Raw genomic sequence first — 16,963 nt, forward strand, 5'->3', positions numbered from 1 at the left:
ATGGAGCTTTGCGGCGTGAGTGAACTGCCTCACGCCGCTTTTTGGGTTCTTCATAGATTGCCGGGGGCGTTGGAAACAGTCCGTTTTGCAGGCGTTATCTCCAGACACTACGCAGCTAGTGGTTCAGCCTGAACTCTTGTCGCAGACCAGTTTTTCGCGGCGTGCCTTGTCAATGGCATGCAATCGATCACTCACATTCAGCTTGGTGAAGAGCTTCTTGAGGTACCACTTCACGGTTTCCGCCGAGATGTTCAGCGCTAGAGCGATGCGTTTGTTTGGCATGCCCTGCACCAGTAGTTCGAGGATGTCTTGCTCGCGGCCGCTCAGGTTGTATTCGGTTTGCTGCCTGGAGGACTGTGCCAGATGAGTTCTCTGGAACCCGAGCAGGACCCGGGCAAGATGTTCTTCCTGGGCCGGGGTGGGTAGCTTGCCCGCCATTGCCTGCAGCATTTGCTGTGATTGCAACCCCTCGTCGCAGAGACTGCGGATCATCTGGCAGCGCGCGCTGACTTCCAGGAGTTGTGTCAGCTCATCGTGCCAATTGGGTTCGCCAAGTTGGTACAGCGCGATGCAGCGCAGCAGGCGCACCTTGAGGAAGTAGTCCAGGCGCAGCTCCGCTGTAAGGCCAGCGAGGCGACTCAGCTGGTCCAGGGCTTCTGGTGCGTCCCCTCCGTTCAGCGCACAGCGGGCGCGAGAGAGCAGGGCAAGGACGGGAATGTCGAAACCGCTCCCCATCGCTGCCGGCGTCAGCGGTGCGTCATAATACGAGGCGGCCAATTGCTCCAGTTGGATCTGTAATCGCCACGCTCCCTGTGAATCAGCGGCCAGCAATAGCAGACGGATGCGTTCGGCTAAAGCAGCGGCGATAGGCCGGTGCAGGTCCGTGCTTTGGCCGAATAGACGCAGACGTTCCAGTAGTTCGTGGGCGGCATCGTCGTTGCCTTGCAGGTGGTGCAAGCGCGACCCGGCCAGGAGCGAGCGGATATAGCTTTCGAAGAATCCCCGTTCATTCATGACCTCCAGTCGGCCACTGAGCAGCGTCTTGAGAGCATCCAGCTCGTTGCTTTCGTATAGCGTTTCCGCCAGGTAACCCGATACCACGCAAGCAGGGGCAGAGCGCCTGCCAAAACACTCGTCCAACCGCTGCAGCGCTTCACCCAGCCCATTGCTCGCCTTGGCAAGGTTGCCCTTGAGGAACTGTATCCAGCCGATGATCGATTGCCGGTAGGCGTAGGTGAAGCCACGCGTAGCGCTGGGAGGTGGTTCGGGGTGGTAGACCAGGATGTTGGGTACATCATCGAACCGCGAGGCGGTGGCCAGGACATAGATCAGCGCATTGCAGGCGACGCCATTGTGGTAGGCATCGCCGCTGGGAGGGCAGTGGTTCAGTAGCTCTAGCGTGGACAGACTGTCACCGCTGAAGGCGTCGAGGGTGCTCAGGCAGACCTGATACTCGAAGGCGCTGATACCTCCCTCGATGCCAACGGCCTGATGCAGCTCGCGCAGTTCCCGACGCGCATTCTGAACGGGGAGCCCGCCCAGTACTATCGCCCAGAAACGCGCTAAGCGCAGGTGCCAGCGGCGGCCGAGCTCCGAAGCGGGAACCTTGTCGGTCCAGGCCATGATCCTATTGAGGTCGCCGGTTGCCAGCACGTTCATGACACAGCGATCGATCAGATCGTAGGCGCGTTCTTCACCCTCGCAAGCCAGGGCATGCTGTACTGCTTCGACAAGATGGCCTTTGCGCTCGAACCATAGGCTGGCGCGGTAGTGGAACGAGGGCAGGTCGATAGCGTTGAGTTCGCTCTTGCACTCGCGCAGGAAGGACGAAAGGCTGTGGCGATTTTCGGCGCTTTCGGCGTCCAGCCAACGCTGCGCCCGCTGGTGAAGGTCGCCCAGACTAGCCACCACGCGCTTGGCGAGACGCTGTCGGAGGTGCTCGCTGAACAGTGCATGAAAGCGATACCACTGTTCGTCGTGGTCCAGCGGGACCAGCAGCAGCCCATCAGCAGCGAGGCTTTCGAGCATGTGCTGAGCATGCTTGACGCCCAGTACTTCCTCGCAGAGTTCCACGTTGAAGCGATCCAGCACGGACATCCGCAGCAGCAGGTCCTGGGTGTCCCGAGGCAGGTTGCTTAAGGTGTTCTCCAGGATGTTTTCCGCGAGGGGATAGAGGCCTTTGTTCCAGTCCGCCAGGTCCGGATCCTTCAGCTCGTTGGATATCGCCAACATCTGGATACCGGCGATCCAGCCTTCGGTGGCCTCGAACAGGGCCCGGCAGGATTCGGCACTTACCGGAATTGCCATGCGCTCGGCGAGGAAGGCTTGGGTTTCGATTTCGGAGAATCGCAGGCTGCGGACATTGAGTTCGTTGCCGCGGCTCTTCTGCCGCGGCTCTTCCAGGCACGCGGGCAGTTCGGTGCGTGAGGTGATGACCAAGTGGAAGTTGGCCGGCGCGTACTTCACCATACGGCCCAGCAGTTCATGGATGCGCGGATTGTCTATGCAGTGGTAGTCGTCAAGAATCAGGTAGAGCTCGTGCTCGAACTCGGCGAGTACGTTGACCAGCACGGTCAGGAAGTTGTCCAGGGTTTCCGGGCGCCCGCGCTCATAGGTGTCAGTCAGCTGCTGCTGGATAGGGCAGTCGGCCTGCTTCAAGGCCGCGACCCAATAGTCGAGGAACTGGCTTTCCTCATTGTCGCTTTCGTCCAGGTTGATCCAGCCGACCTTGTGCCCCTGCTCGATAAGGACCTTTCGCCATTGCGTCAGCAGGGTAGTCTTGCCGAAGCCTCCTGGCGCCCGAAGGTGAACAAGGCGCTGGTAGGCCACGTTGTTCAGGCGCTCGAGCAGACGCTCACGCAGCAACGGGGCATGGTGGTAACGCGGGGGCAGGAGCTTGGTGATCAGCACGGATTAGGGCCTGCTTATTCTTGTTGTGGTTGGTGCACCAAAAATGCTCCAGCCACTTTAGCGCAAGCGCTGGAGCAGGCAACAGGGTCCGCCGCCACTGCACAAGGTGACCTGCCCTGGATACTCAGTAACGGCCCAGAAAGTGGAGGAACAGCAGGCTGTAGAGCACGTCGCCCAGCAGTAGCACTGGCAGTTGCCAGCCAATGTTCCCGACCAGCCAGTGAATGAAGATCGTCAGCGCGGCGAAGGCTTTGCCAATGGCGCCGAGGACGATATAGGGCCGACCGCGCACGGGATTGATGGCGGCGAAGAAGTAGGCGATCCCGAAGGTTGCAACCAGCGCAAGCGCGAGGTCGCGCATGGCCAGGTTGCTGCCGCTGGAGCTATCCAGATGAAGCAGTAGCCCGAGTTGGGTGTTCAGGAACAGAAAACCAAGTACGACGGACCAGTTGAAGAGGGCGGCAGTGCCCATGAGCCAGCGAGCATGGGTGATCATTCTGAGAGCTCCCGACGGTAAGAAGTCGACACGGCCCGGGCGATGCGGCGGGCGTGTGCTTGTTGTCGATGTTGCCGATTGGCCCGGAAGGCATCAGCGGTGTCCGGGGCTGTATGGACATGGCCCTATGGCAGCCCCGACATCCGACTGTCCGGCCAGGTCAGTTCGCCGACGACTGCAGGGCTGCAGTGAAGGGTTCGATGTAATCCACGAAAAGCGCCTCCAGGGGCGTTCCCTTGAACTCCGGCAGGTAAAGGCCGTTCCAGTTGGCCCAGAGCGGCATGCCTTCCGGCTGCTCTGTCGCGGCGACACCAATGCCGAGGATGGTTTTCATGGGGCCGTCAGGAGCGGCGTTGTAGGCGGCCTTCCACTGAGCGCCATTGCGGTAGTTACGCTCGACTTTGCGGCCCAATACGCGGTCGCGAACATCGAGCAACTCATTCCAGGAACAATAGGCGGTGGCGGCCACGGGACAGATGGCGTTACGCGAAGCAGGATGGGCCAGTACATGGGGAATGATCCGGCCGACATCCTTGCCTGTGGACCAGGAGAACTTTTGATTGCCGTCACCCATAATCCCCACCGGTTCCTGCATGTAGTACTCAGGCCAGAGCCCGGCGGGAATGATGGTGTAATCCAGGCCTGCCATCTCGATCATTCTCTGAATGAATACCTTCTGGCGGGCAATCCGGCTGTGCACGGTGAGTGTGGGCTGGCGGGCCTCCCACTCATAGATGAAGCCAAACTCGGAAGGTACGAAGCGCTCAACCCCAGCCGCCCGTGCAGCATAGATCAACGGGTACTGGGACTCGGTCGCATAAAGCGGCACGCAGGAAACGAGGTAGTCGGTTCCTTCCAGGACGGGAACCAGTTCTTCGACGCTGTTGATATCTGCGGTGCGTAACTCGACTCCACGCTCCTGCCAATCGGCCCACTTCTTCTGCTTCTCCTCGGTGGTCAGCATGAGACCGGACGAGGACTTTTCGCGAAAATTTCCGTCGCGCATCAGCACGCGAACGTTAAACAGATCCTGTGCAAGCAGTTCCTCGACGCAGGCGCTGCCCGCAACGCCTGTAGCCGAAAAGACCGTTACTGTTTTTCTTGTCATGGAGAAGATCCTTGGGGTGGCATCAAACGAAGCAAATCTGATTACACGTGACCCAAGGGTATGGAAGCGGGCGGAAATCACATCCCCCTCAGCCGGGGGGAATGCGGGGGGAGGTGTTGTAGTTCAGGCCGCTGCCGCGTTGGTCAATGCCTTTCACGCGGCGGCAGTAGATGACGATGTACATGGCGGGGCAAATTCTTTGGTTCGCGTCTTTCACGCGATGCGGGCCTGCCTACGTTTCAGCCATTGTGCTCGCAGTTCCGCTGGCTGGGAGCTGATGCGTAACCCTGGGCAACTTCCCAGAAACGCTGGCTTTCGGGGGTTTCGCATCCAACCCTGCGGACTAACGAAAACGGAATAGAGCAACTGTCCTCCAAGGTCCTTCTGATGATCGCCTTCTCGTCCAGAAGGCGATCCTTCATCTCAAAGCACGCAATGATGATTCGCTCATGCGTAAGCGCACGATCCAGAAGTGCTTGATTGAGCTCTACGAAGGGAATGAGCAAGGCGCCGGCATCTGCCCATTTCAGGTAAATGGTGTCATATAGCGCCGGGTAAAGCGCTCTATTGAACAGTGCTACGGTATGGTTTTTTAGATTGGCTGCTACCAATTTTGGTTCACTAGCCAATGGGTGGTCTGCAGCCATCATCAATTCAACGTTTAGCTCGCAAAGCCTGATAGTTTCCAAGGCTTGGTTATCCTGCTCACCCAAGACGAAAGCCAGGTCGAGTTCCCCCTGCATGACGCGCTGAATTAATCCCGGAGTCCAGCCAAAGTCGAGCTCAATATGTATGTTGGGTTGGTGCAAACCGAAACGGTCAATAAGGTCGGGCCTGACCGCAATCTGGTGACTGTAAGGTGGGGTACCTATTCTCAACCGCCCTTCATCTCGACGCTGCAATTGCGCGGCCAAGGCTTCCGTCGCCGTCATTGAAGCCTGCACGTTGCGAGCTGCCTGGAGGAGCTTGTGTCCCTTGTCCGTTAGCGTGACATGGCGAGTGGAGCGGTCAAACAGTGGGAAACCTAACTGAGTTTCGAGTTTCTTCAACCGTGCAGAAAGCCAGGGTTGGGCCACACACAAGCGCTCGGCAGCTCGCGTGAACGAACCTTCCTCGGCGATAACCGCGAATTGAATCACCATGCGCGGGTCTAGTTTCATTACCTCGCCTCTTTACCTGAGCACTCTGGGCAGACCTCTCACTGCCAGTGAGCAAGCCTGATCGTCTGCAGGGCATTTTATAGGGTTTTCTGCCAAGTGCCTCTGGTCGGAGCCAGCAACCGTGCATGGCATTCTGATTAAGATAGATTTGATCTTAATCGACCAAAATCCCGTCTTTGACATTGGGTGCCGTGTCACGGTTTTCTATAGGCAGGTATGAGCAGCTGTTGATCCCGTATCAGGCTGCTCGGTGGTAGTCGAATAAACACCCGCGGAGCTTGAGATGAGCGCGAAAGAAAAATTTGAGCAACTGAAAAGTACGCCTTTGTTGAAGGATGATGAACTGTTGGCCTTCTTTGACTCTCTCGAATCGGTCACGCCGGATCAGGCCCTGGGGCGTTGGAAAGGCGGGGACTTCAACACCGGGCACTGGGGCAACGCCGCTTTGAAGGCCATGAAATGGTATGGCAAGTGGTACCGGAGTAAGTTGGATGCTGTCCCACTGGTATGTTACGACGAGCATGGCTGCCTGTTTTCCAACAAGACGATGAAGGGGGAGGCCTCGCTGTGGGAACTGGAATTCCGTGGCAAGGTATCGACCACGATGATCTATGACGGAGTGCCGATCTTCGACCACCTGCGCAAGGTCGACGACAACACGTTGTTCGGGATCATGGATGGCAAATCATTCGAAGGGCCGTTTCCCGACATAGTCGACAACGGCAAGTATTACTTCTTCTACTTGGAGCGAGTCGAAAGCTACCCAGCTGAATTCGTGTGATACGCCGTAGTGCTGTTAGGCGTTCAGCCCCAAAGATTCATGGTGCATCCTTAACGCCTCATGAGGAGGATGCATTCTGGAAGGACCTTTACTTGATGCTTTTCGCAGTCTTGTTAATCGGATTTCGCGTCCAGGCGTGAAAAACCGCCACGCCACGATGCCTCGTTTACATCCTTCAAATGGTTCGAAGGAACGATGGCGGCGAGGCCTTCAGCGCCAATACTTTCGGTTCCCACATAACAAGAAAGGAACCGACGATGGAAAGCACCTTCGATTTCATCGTGATAGGGGGCGGCTCGGCCGGTTGTGCCGTAGCCGGTCGACTGGCCGACAGTGGCAGGGAGAGCATTGCGCTGCTCGAATCCGGTGGTCACGACCATAGTCCGGCGGTGACCATACCGGTAGGGCTCATCACCACGATTCCCCGCGCGGGTCTGCGCAACTATGCCTATGAAGGTGTGCCACAAGCCTCGCTCGACGGCCGGGCGTCTTACTTGCCACGTGGCCGTGGGTTGGGCGGGAGCTCTTCGATCAATGGCATGTTGTACCTGCGCGGTACGCCTTCAGACTACGACCGTTGGGCGAGCCTGGGCTGTGATGGCTGGAGCTGGAAGGATGTGCTGCCTTACTTCAAACGTTCGGAGTGCAACGAGCGGGTGGCGGGGCGTGATGATGAACTGCATGGCGGTACTGGCCCCCTGCATGTAGTCGACCCACGTTCGCCTTGCGGCGTCATGCGTAATTTCATCGAGGCCGCCGAAGCGGCTGGACACCCTTATAACCATGACTTCAATGGGCATAAACAGGAAGGTGTTGGTTATTTTCAGGTGACCCAGAAAGACGGCGAACGCTGGAACTCTGCTCGCGCCTATCTGCACAAAGGCAATGCCGCTGATGCCGCTAACAATGGCGGGCGTGAGCATCTGCAGGTACTGACTGACACCCAGGTGCAACGCATCCTGTTCGATGGCAAGCGTGCGGTGGGGGTACGCGTGCTGCGCAACGGCGAAGAGCAGGTCCTGTTCGCACGTCGGGAAATCATCCTCAGCGCCGGCACGTTTGGTTCCGCGCAATTGCTGTTGGCCTCCGGTGTGGGACCTGCCGCGCACCTGAGTGGGCACAATATCAGCGTTGTCCATGACGCCCCGCAAGTCGGCAAGAACCTGCAGGACCATGCTGACCTGATCATGCACAAGCGCTTGTTCAATACTGACCTGTTTGGTGTCTCGGTACGTGGCGCACTGCGCTACGCCTATGAGTGGTTAAAGTACAGGAAACAGCGCACGGGTATTTTCACCCGAACCTTCACCGAGGCTGGCGGGTTCCTTAAGACGGACCCCAGCCTGGCTGAACCGGATGTGCAGCTGCATTTTGTGATGTCTGCGGGGGACAACCATGGTCGCACGTTCCACTACGGCCATGGTTATTCCTGTCATGTTTGTGTGCTGCGTCCGCACAGCCGAGGGGAGGTCCGTCTGCGTTCGGCGGATATGCGCGATGCGCCGCTGATAGAGACTAATCTGTTATCTGATGAGCGCGACATGGAGGTGATGCTCAAGGGCGTGCACCTAATGAACGGCATCCTCAAGCAATCGCCGCTGGCCAAATTGGGCGGCAAACCGCTGCACTACGGGCACCTCAAATTCGATGGCACGGACGACGCTGCTGTGCGCGCCATGATTCGCCGTCGTGCCGATAACGTCTACCACCCGGTAGGCACTTGCCGCATGGGCAGCGATATCCATTCCGTGGTCGACCCGCAACTGCGTGTACGCGGTGTCGAAGGCTTGCGGGTGGCTGACGCCTCGATCATGCCGACGCTGGTGGGCGGCAATACCAATGCCCCAGTCATCATGATCGCCGAGAAAGCGGCCGACCTGATTCGCGCGGCGGCCAGTGGCGAAACGCACAAGGCACCCGAGGCCGCCCTAGGGGCTGTATGAAAAGTATTGAGACGAAGGTCAGGCAAGGCGAAAACAGCCGAGGAAGCGGAGTTTACGGGTTGTAAATGAGCATTCCGAGGCTGTTTTCAACGCAGCATCACCGAGTATCAAGGCTTTTCATACAGAACCTAGTCGGCTAGTGCTCCAGCCGCAGCGTGTAGCAGCGGCTGAGCCATCGATCTCTGGTCCTTTCGAGGTAGCTTTCGAGCGCGTCGCAAATTACCTCCTTTGAACCAAGAAACGGCCCGTTCAGCGTCCTAAGATCGTAGTGAGTCGAGCAACTGCGAATCCAATAAAAATAATGACTTCCAGAGGCAAGCATGTATTTGACACAGGGCCTGCACCGATCCTTGCAGCTGAACCCGGACTGGATTGCCACGACCTTTCGCGGTAGGCAACGCACCTTTCGCCAAACAGGCGATCGCGTTTCCTGTCTTGCCAGTGGCCTGCGCGCCGTGGGCATGGAAGATAACGATCGAATCGGCATGTTGGCGTTGAACTCAGACCGCTACATGGAATTCATGCTCGCTGTCTGGTGGGGTGGCGGCGTGATCAACCCGGTGAACGTCCGCTGGAGCGTGCCGGAGATTGTCTATTCCCTGGACGACTGTGACACCCGCATCCTCTTCGTCGATGACAACTTCCTGACCATGACTGAGGCTATCTGTACGATGGCCAAGTATCGTCCACTGCTGATTCATGTCGGCGACGGCCCGACACCAGAAGGCATGCTTTCGTTTGAGAAGTTGATCGCTGAAAGCGAGTCAATGAAAGACCGCTATCGCGGTGGCGATGACATCGCCGCGATCATGTACACAGGGGGAACCACCGGCCAGCCCAAGGGCGTGATGCAATCGCACCTGAACCTCTGGTCCTCGGCCGTCATGGCGCTTGCCGAGCATCCGCCCCTGGCAAACAGCATTGTTCTGCATGCGGCACCGATGTTCCACACCGCTTGTATGGCGCGGGTGATCGGCCAGTTGGTGGCCGGTGGCAGGCACGTCTTCATTCCAATGTTCGACCCCCTCGATGTGCTACAGACCATCGAGCGCGAGCGGGTGTCGGAAACCCTGCTGGTACCGATCATGCTGCAAGCACTGATCATGCATCCAGCATTTGCCCAGTACGACATCAGCAGCTTCAAGCGCCTGACCTACGGTGCGGCGCCGATCGCTGAATCGGTGCTGCAGCGGGCCCTTGTGCTACTGCCGGGTGTCGAGTTCATGCACGGTTATGGCATGACCGAAACCTCGCCGGTGATCGCTCGCAGTGGCCCGGAGAATCACAGTGCGGCCAGCATCGCCAATGGCCGGTTTCGTTCGGCCGGACGGCCGATCCAGGGTGTGGCCGTGCTCGTGGTCGACGGGGAGGGGCGTGAAGTGCCGCGCGGTGAAGTAGGTGAAGTCATCGTGCGTGGGGCGAACGTCATGCTCGGCTACTGGAACCGTCCGGAAGAAACCGCCCAAGCACTGTGCGGTGGATGGATGCACACCGGGGACGGCGCCTATATGGATGCAGATGGCTATCTGTTCATCGTCGATCGCATCAAGGACATGATCGTCACTGGCGGCGAGAACGTTTACTGCGGCGAAGTGGAAAGCGCGGTGACCGCCCATCCGGCCGTGGCCGCCTGCGCGGTGATCGGTATCCCCAGTGAGCAGTGGGGCGAGGCGGTGCACGCGGTGGTGGTGCTCAAGCCTGGTCTGGAGGTCAGCGGCGAAGAGGTCATTGCCCACTGCCGCCAGCACATCGCCGGCTACAAGTGCCCCAAATCAGTCGATTTTGTCACCGCGCTACCGATCTCGGGTGCTGGCAAGGTGCTCAAGCGCGATTTGCGCGCACCCTATTGGAAAGATCACAAGCATGGCGTGAGTTAACCGCAGGCGTTGACGCCGCCGCCCATGTCTTTCTACCTGAATCGAGGTTTCACCATGCATTTGACACAAGGTTTGCACAAATCCATCCAGATGACCCCCGACGCGGTGGCGTGCGTCTTTCGAAATCGCCGCCGTACCTACCGTGAACTCGGCGATCGCGTCGCGCGCCTGGCTGCCGGCTTCTGCGGGCTGGGCCTGCAGACGGGTGAACGGATCGGCATGCTGTCGCTGAACAGCGACCGCTTTCTCGAATACATGCTCGCCGGCTGGTGGGCCGGTGCAGTGCTCAACCCGGTGAACATCCGCTGGAGCGTGCGGGAGATCGTCTACTCGCTCGACGACTGTGACACCGGCTACCTGGTCATCGATGACCACCACCTGCCGCTGGCCGACGAGCTGTGCGCGCGCGCCAAGCGCCCACCCGTGCTGATCTATGCTGGCGACGGCGAGACACCGGCGGGCATGCACAACTTCGAACAACTGATCGCCGCGTCGGCGCCGATGGAAGACAGCTGGCGAGGCGGTGAGGACCTCGCGGTCATCATGTACACCGGTGGTACCACTGGCTTGTCGAAGGGGGTGATGCTCTCGCACCGCAACCTGTGGTCTGGCGCGATGATGCGCCAGACAACCTCGCAAATCAGCCGCGACTCCATGGGCCTTGTGATTTCACCGATGTTCCACGTCGCAGGCATGGCGCTGGTCGCCTCACGGGTGATTGCCGGTGTGCCGAGTACCTTCATTCCGTTCTTCGACGCGATTGAGGTGCTGGAGACCATCCAGCGCGAGCGGATCAACGAAATCATGTTCATCCCGGCCATGCTGCAGGCAACGCTGGCGCATCCGCGTCTGGCCGAGTACGACCTCAGCAGCCTGCGGCGAATCAGCTACGGTGCATCGCCGATCAACGCCACGGTGCTCGAGCGCGCCATGGAAGTGCTACCCGGTATCGAATTCGTGCACGCCTATGGGATGACCGAGATTGGTGGTGTGGCCACCCTCAACATGCCTGAGGATCACAGCCTGGCTGCGCGTGCCAACGGTCGCTCGCGCTCCGTTGGGCGAGCGATCCATGGCCTGCAACTCATGATCGTCGACCCGCAGGGTCATGAAGTGCCGCGCGGCACCGTCGGTGAGGTCCTGCTGCGCGGACCTTCGGTAATGCAGGGCTACTGGCGCAAGCCGGAAGAAACCGCCCAGGCACTGCAGCACGGTTGGCTTTATACCGGCGATGCCGCCTACATGGATGCCGACGGCTATGTGTTCATCGTCGATCGGGTCAAGGACATGATCATCAGCGGTGGCGAGAACGTCTACTCGGCGGAAGTTGAGAACGTCCTTGCCAAGCATCCAGACGTCGCGCAATGCGCGGTGATCGGCATTCCCCATGAGCAGTGGGGCGAGGCGGTGCATGCAGTCGTTACCCTCAAACCGGGTGCCAGCGCCGACGAAGATGCACTGCGCGCCCACTGCCGCGAATTCATCGCCGGCTACAAATGCCCGAAATCCGTGGAATTCCGCGACACGTTACCGCTGTCCGGGGCCGGAAAAATCATTAAGCGCGACTTGCGCGAACCCTTTTGGAAAGGCAAGGCCCGCTCCGTCAATTGACTGTGTGGTGAATATGTATCACTTGGAGAAAGAGCAATGAGCAATAAAGTAGTGGTCGCCGGCGTCGGCATGATCCAGTTCACCAAACCAGGCCAGAGTGACGAGTACCATGTCATGGGTGCCAATGCCGCAAAAGCTGCCCTCGCCGATGCCGGCATAGACTACACACTGGTCCAGCAGGCGTACGTCGGTTACGTCTACGGTGACTCAACCTGCGGTCAGGCTGCGGTATACGGCGTTGGCCTGACGGGTATCCCGGTAATCAACGTCAACAACAATTGCTCGACCGGCTCCACCGCGCTGTTCCTGGCCCGACAGGCCGTGGCCAGCGGCGCCATTGACTGCGCCATCGCCCTGGGCTTCGAGCAGATGGTGCCGGGCGCGCTGAAAGGCGCCTACACCGACCGCACCGGCCCGATGGACCGTTTCGCGAAGACCATGACCCAGGTTCAGGGCTTTGACGAGCAAGCACCGCGCGCCGCGCAGTTCTTTGGCGGTGCCGGGCGTGTCTACATGCAGGAATACGGCATCAGCCGCGAAGTCTTTGCCAAGATTCGCGCCAAGGCCAGCCAACACGCTGCACGTAACCCGCTGGCAGTGTTCCGTAATGTGGTGAGCGTCGAGGAAGTCATGGCATCGCCGATGATCTTCGATCCGCTGACCCGCCTGCAGTGCTGTCCGCCGACCTGCGGCGCCGCTGCCGCGATCGTCTGCTCGGAAGCCTTCGCCAAGAAGCATGGCCTGAACACCGATGTGCTGATCGTCGGCCAGTCGATGACCACCGACCGCAATAGCACGTTCGACGAAGCCGACATGCGTAAGTTGGTTGGCTATGACATGACCCGCAACGCCGCGGTTAGCGTGTTCGAACAGGCTGGCGTCGGCCCGCAGGACATCCAGGTGGTCGAGTTGCACGACTGCTTCACCGCCAACGAACTGATCACCTATGAAGGCCTGATGCTGACGCCGGAAGGCACTGCCGAGAAGTTCATCGCCGATGGCGACAACACCTATGGTGGCCGCGTGGTCACCAACCCGTCCGGCGGCCTGCTCTCAAAGGGTCACCCACTAGGCGCCACCGGCCTGGCGCAGTGCTTCGAGCTGACCCGTCAGCTGCGTGGCACTGCCGATGCCACCCAGGTCGAGGGCGCGCGCTTTGCACTGCAACACAACCTCGGTCTGGGTGGTGCCTGCGTCGTCACCCTGTACCAGCGTCAGTAATGACCGGAGCACTTCCCATGATCGACAAGAGCCATATCGGTGCTGTGGTTTCCAAGCACACCCAGGAGGTCGAAGCTGGTCGCCTGCGTTTCTTCGCCAAGGCCACCGGCCAGCAAGACCCACGCTATAGCGACCCCGAGGCCGCCCGTGCAGCCGGTTACAAAAATCTGCCGGTGCCACCGACCTTCCTGTTCTGCCTGGACATGGAAGCCGGCGGTTCAGGCTCGGTGCTCAAACGCTTGAACATCGACCTCGGCAAGATCCTCCACGCAGAGCAGGCATTCACCTACCACCAACCGGCGTTTGCTGGCGATCGCCTGAGCTTTGAAACCAGGATCGTCGACATCTACGACAAGAAGGGGGGAGCGCTGGAGTTCGTGGTACGCGAGACCCGTGTAACCAACGCCACCGGCGATCTGGTGGCAGAGCTGCGCAACAGTCTCGTCGTGCGTAATTGAGGAACCGACCATGAATCTTGCCCAAACCGAAGTCGGCTACGAACTGCCGTCGTTCACCACTGAGCCGATAAGTCGCACCACCCTGGCGCTGTACTGCGGCGCCTCGGGCGATCACAACCCGATCCACGTCGACATCGACTTCGCCAGGAAGGCTGGCATGCCCGACGTGTTCGCTCACGGCATGTTGTCAATGGCCTACCTGGCTCGCCTGCTGACCAATTGGGTGGCGCAGGAGCAGCTGCGTCACTACACGGTGCGCTTCGTCGCGATCACCCAACTGCAGGAGCAGATCACCTGCTCAGGCAAGGTGCTCGAGAAAGATGAAGCTGCCGGCACCGTGCGCCTGGAAATCACCACCCGCAACCAGGCGGGTGAAATCAAGCTCAGCGGCGAAGCCATCGTCGCACTGAGCGCCTGACTTTTAGAGGAGAGAAACATGAGCAAGAAACTTGAAGGCAAAGTTGCCCTGATCACCGGCTCCGGCCGTGGCATCGGCCGTGAGGTCGCTCTGCAACTGGCGGCCCTGGGCGCCAACATCGTGATCAACGACCTCGATCAGGAGCCCGCCGAACAAACCGTCGCCGACATCCGCGCCGCCGGTGGTGAAGCCGTCGCCTGCATCGGCAGCGTGACCGCCGAAGATTTTGCCGATCGCCTGCTCAAGACCGCCATGGACAACTTCGGCAGTATCGACATCATCGTCAACAATGCCGGCTTCACCTGGGACAACGTGATCCAGAAGATGTCCGACGAACAGTGGGACGCGATCATCGGCTGCCATCTGACCGCACCGTTCCGCATCCTGCGTGCCGCCCAGCCGATCTTCAGCGCGCTGGCCAAGCAAGACGCTGCCGAAGGCCGCGAAGTACTGCGCAAAGTGGTCAACATTTCCTCCGGCGCCGCCGGTGGCAACGCTGGCCAGGCCAACTACTCGTCGGCCAAGGCCGGCATCCTCGGCATGACCAAGGCGCTCGCCAAGGAGTGGGGCCGTTACAAGGTCAACGTCAACGCCGTGGCCTTCGGCATCATTGATACCCGACTGACCCAGGCCCTGGCCGGTGAAGACAGCAAGACCGTCAACATCGAAGGCCGCGAGATCAAGGTTGGCGTGCAGAAGGCCCGTCTCGACGCCGTCAGCACCACTATTCCGCTGGGACGTCCGGGCAAGGCCGAGGAAGCGGCCGGCGCGGTGGTGTTGTTCTGCCTGCCGGAGTCGGACTACTGCTCCGGTCAGACCATCTACTGCGGCGGCGGCCCCGGCGGCAATTTCTAAGTAAACACCCGATAGCGGAACAATCGCACCCATCGTGCGATTGACCCGGTGCATTCACGAATTTTTGCTGCCCTATGGGCACCGCAATCCGAGGCATCCCATGACTGACTACCAATCTCCCTGGATTGTCGATGATCTGGTGATCTTCCAGGAATCCGCGCGCCGCTTCGTCGCCGAAGAGCTTCTCCCCAATGAAGAGCGCTGGGCCAAGCAACAGCGAGTCGATCGTGACACCTGGCGGCGCGCCGGCGAGTGCGGCATGTTGCTGCTGAGCATTCCCGAAGAGTACGGTGGCATGGGAGGCAGCTTCGCCCACGACGCCATCCTGAACATCGAGCAGAGCCGTCAGATCTCCGCCAGCCTGGGCAACAACGTGCACAGCGGCATCGTCGCCCACTACATCCTGCGCTACGCCAGCGAGGAGCAGAAGCAAAAGTGGCTGCCCAAGATGGCCAGCGGTGAGCTGGTAGGCGCCATCGCCATGTCCGAGCCGGGTGCCGGTTCCGATCTGCAGGCCATCAAGTGCCGCGCGGTGAAGGATGGCGACGACTACGTTATCAATGGTTCGAAGACCTTCATCACCAACGGTTACCACGCCGACCTGATCCTGGTGGTGGCCAAGACCGATCCGGAGAAAGGGGCCAAGGGCACCTCGATCATCGTGGTCGAGACCGAGAATTTGGCGGGCTTCCGCCGCGGCCGCATCCTCGAGAAGATCGGCCAGAAGGCCCAGGACACTGCCGAGCTGTTCTTCGACGACATGCGCGTGCCGCAGGCCAACCTGCTCGGCCCTGTGGAAGGCCAGGGTTTCATCCAGCTCATGCAGCAGCTGCCGCAGGAGCGCATGATCATCGCCCTCGCTGCGCTGGGCGGTATGGAGCGCGCGCTCACCGACACCATCGAGTACACCCGCAACCGCAAGCTGTTCGGCAAGACCTCGATAGACCTGCAGAACACCCGCTTCAAGCTGGCCGAGATGCAGACCACTTACACCATCGCACGTACCTTCATCGACGACTGCATGGTCAAGGTCCTCAAGGGCGAACTGACCGGCGAAGTTGCCGCAATGGCCAAGTGGTGGGGCACCCAGCGCTACTGTGAAATCGTCGATGAATGCCTGCAACTGCACGGCGGCTACGGCTACATGGTCGAATACCCGATCGCCCGTCAGTACGTGAACTCACGGATCATGAAGATCTTCGGTGGCTCCAACGAAGTCTTGAAGGAAATCATCGCACGCACCCTGTAAGCGCCGGCGAGCCCTACAACTGCTGCCCGTTGCCCCGTGCGACGGGCGTCCCTGCACCGAGAACCGCAATGAAGCCGTCGACTATAGAACTGTCCATCGACAACGGCCTGGCCACGCTGGTCATGGCCCGCCCCGAGCGCAAGAACGCGCTCACTGTGCAAATGTTCGCCGAGTTGCTCGATGCCCTCAACGGACTGCGCCGCAACCCTGAGGTCAAGGCCGTACTGTTGACCGGAGCGGGCAACGACTTCTGCTCTGGTGGCGACATCGGCAACATGCAGGGTGACTTCGTCGAAGGCGCCTCCGTGCGCCGGCGCATGGAGGAGAACAACCGCCTGTTGCTGGCCATGGCCGACTTCGACAAGCCGCTTATCGCCGCGGTCGACGGTGTGGCCTTCGGCGCCGGGTTCAGCCTGGGGCTGGCCTGCGACTTCCTGATCGCCTCCGAGCGAGCGCGCTTCTGCATGGCCTTCGCCCGACTTGGCCTCGGCCCGGACCTGGGCGCCTCGTATACCTTGCCGCGCATCGTCGGTTTGCAGAAGGCCAAGGAGATCATCTACTCGGCCCGCGAAATCCCTGCCCAGGAAGCCGCGCAGCTAGGCATCGCCCTGGAAGTGCTGCCAGTAGAGCGCTTCCATGCCCGCGCTGAGGAGCTAGCCCGCGCCATGGCCAACCTGTCACCCACGGGCTTCAGCATGACCAAGCGCCTGCTCAACGCCTCACTGGAAAGCGACCTGGCCGGCATGCTCAATGCCGAAGCGAGCAACCAGGCGGTGTGCATGTCCTCGAACTACCTCAAGGAGGCCGCCGGCCGTTTCACCCGTAAGGAGCCGGCGCTGTTCCAGTGGCCGAAATCCAAGCGCAACGACGCCTGAG

At 60.0% G+C, this 16,963-nt stretch carries 14 protein-coding genes; 10 read left to right on the forward strand and 4 right to left on the reverse strand.

Annotation, left to right across the window (positions count from 1 at the left end; all coding sequences use genetic code 11):
• Positions 1-123: 123 nt before the first annotated feature.
• From E1573_RS08825 to E1573_RS08840, 4 genes are all read right to left on the reverse strand, one after another.
• The gene (locus tag E1573_RS08825) at positions 124-2,910 is read right to left on the reverse strand and encodes a LuxR C-terminal-related transcriptional regulator (RefSeq protein ID WP_133212676.1); all 2,787 of its coding nucleotides are present in this window, start codon (positions 2,908-2,910) and stop codon (positions 124-126) included.
• Between the two features lie 124 nt (positions 2,911-3,034).
• Positions 3,035-3,406: a hypothetical protein gene (locus E1573_RS08830; RefSeq protein ID WP_133212678.1), complete on the reverse strand. Its 372-nt coding sequence runs from the start codon at positions 3,404-3,406 to the stop codon at positions 3,035-3,037.
• A 160-nt stretch (positions 3,407-3,566) separates the two neighbouring features.
• A complete protein-coding gene (locus E1573_RS08835; RefSeq protein WP_133212680.1) occupies positions 3,567-4,514 on the reverse strand; it encodes an NmrA family NAD(P)-binding protein in 948 nt (315 codons plus the stop codon).
• A 239-nt stretch (positions 4,515-4,753) separates the two neighbouring features.
• Positions 4,754-5,674, reverse strand: coding sequence for a LysR family transcriptional regulator (locus E1573_RS08840; protein ID WP_133212682.1), 921 nt, complete (start codon positions 5,672-5,674; stop codon positions 4,754-4,756).
• A 283-nt stretch (positions 5,675-5,957) separates the two neighbouring features.
• Here E1573_RS08840 and E1573_RS08845 point away from each other — a divergent pair, with 283 nt between their 5' ends.
• From E1573_RS08845 to E1573_RS08890, 10 genes are all read left to right on the forward strand, one after another.
• Positions 5,958-6,455, forward strand: a complete 498-nt coding sequence (locus tag E1573_RS08845; protein WP_133212684.1) for a DUF4334 domain-containing protein — start codon at positions 5,958-5,960, stop codon at positions 6,453-6,455.
• A gap of 257 nt (positions 6,456-6,712) precedes the next feature.
• Positions 6,713-8,398 (forward strand): GMC family oxidoreductase, encoded by a 1,686-nt coding sequence (locus E1573_RS08850; RefSeq protein WP_133212686.1) that lies wholly within the window; start codon positions 6,713-6,715, stop codon positions 8,396-8,398.
• Between the two features lie 320 nt (positions 8,399-8,718).
• Positions 8,719-10,275 carry a long-chain fatty acid--CoA ligase gene (locus E1573_RS08855; protein WP_133212688.1) on the forward strand — a complete coding sequence of 519 codons (1,557 nt, stop codon included), beginning with the start codon at positions 8,719-8,721 and terminating at the stop codon, positions 10,273-10,275.
• Between the two features lie 54 nt (positions 10,276-10,329).
• Entirely contained in the window at positions 10,330-11,886 is a 1,557-nt protein-coding gene (locus E1573_RS08860) for a long-chain-fatty-acid--CoA ligase (protein ID WP_133212690.1), read from the forward strand.
• Between the two features lie 36 nt (positions 11,887-11,922).
• Positions 11,923-13,107, forward strand: a complete 1,185-nt coding sequence (locus E1573_RS08865) for a lipid-transfer protein (protein ID WP_133212692.1) — start codon at positions 11,923-11,925, stop codon at positions 13,105-13,107.
• Between the two features lie 17 nt (positions 13,108-13,124).
• A complete protein-coding gene (locus E1573_RS08870) occupies positions 13,125-13,565 on the forward strand; it encodes a MaoC family dehydratase N-terminal domain-containing protein (protein ID WP_133212694.1) in 441 nt (146 codons plus the stop codon).
• Between the two features lie 10 nt (positions 13,566-13,575).
• Positions 13,576-13,983, forward strand: a complete 408-nt coding sequence (locus E1573_RS08875; protein ID WP_133212696.1) for a MaoC family dehydratase — start codon at positions 13,576-13,578, stop codon at positions 13,981-13,983.
• 18 nt (positions 13,984-14,001) lie between these two features.
• Complete coding sequence (locus E1573_RS08880) at positions 14,002-14,838, forward strand: SDR family NAD(P)-dependent oxidoreductase (RefSeq protein ID WP_133212698.1); 837 nt, start codon at positions 14,002-14,004, stop codon at positions 14,836-14,838.
• 100 nt (positions 14,839-14,938) lie between these two features.
• Positions 14,939-16,087 carry an acyl-CoA dehydrogenase family protein gene (locus E1573_RS08885; protein WP_133212700.1) on the forward strand — a complete coding sequence of 383 codons (1,149 nt, stop codon included), beginning with the start codon at positions 14,939-14,941 and terminating at the stop codon, positions 16,085-16,087.
• 68 nt (positions 16,088-16,155) lie between these two features.
• Positions 16,156-16,962 carry an enoyl-CoA hydratase/isomerase family protein gene (locus tag E1573_RS08890; protein ID WP_133212702.1) on the forward strand — a complete coding sequence of 269 codons (807 nt, stop codon included), beginning with the start codon at positions 16,156-16,158 and terminating at the stop codon, positions 16,960-16,962.
• Position 16,963 lies beyond the last annotated feature (1 nt).

It is taken from the genome of Pseudomonas sp. H9 (genome assembly GCF_004353925.1).
Classification (GTDB): Bacteria; Pseudomonadota; Gammaproteobacteria; order Pseudomonadales; family Pseudomonadaceae; genus Aquipseudomonas.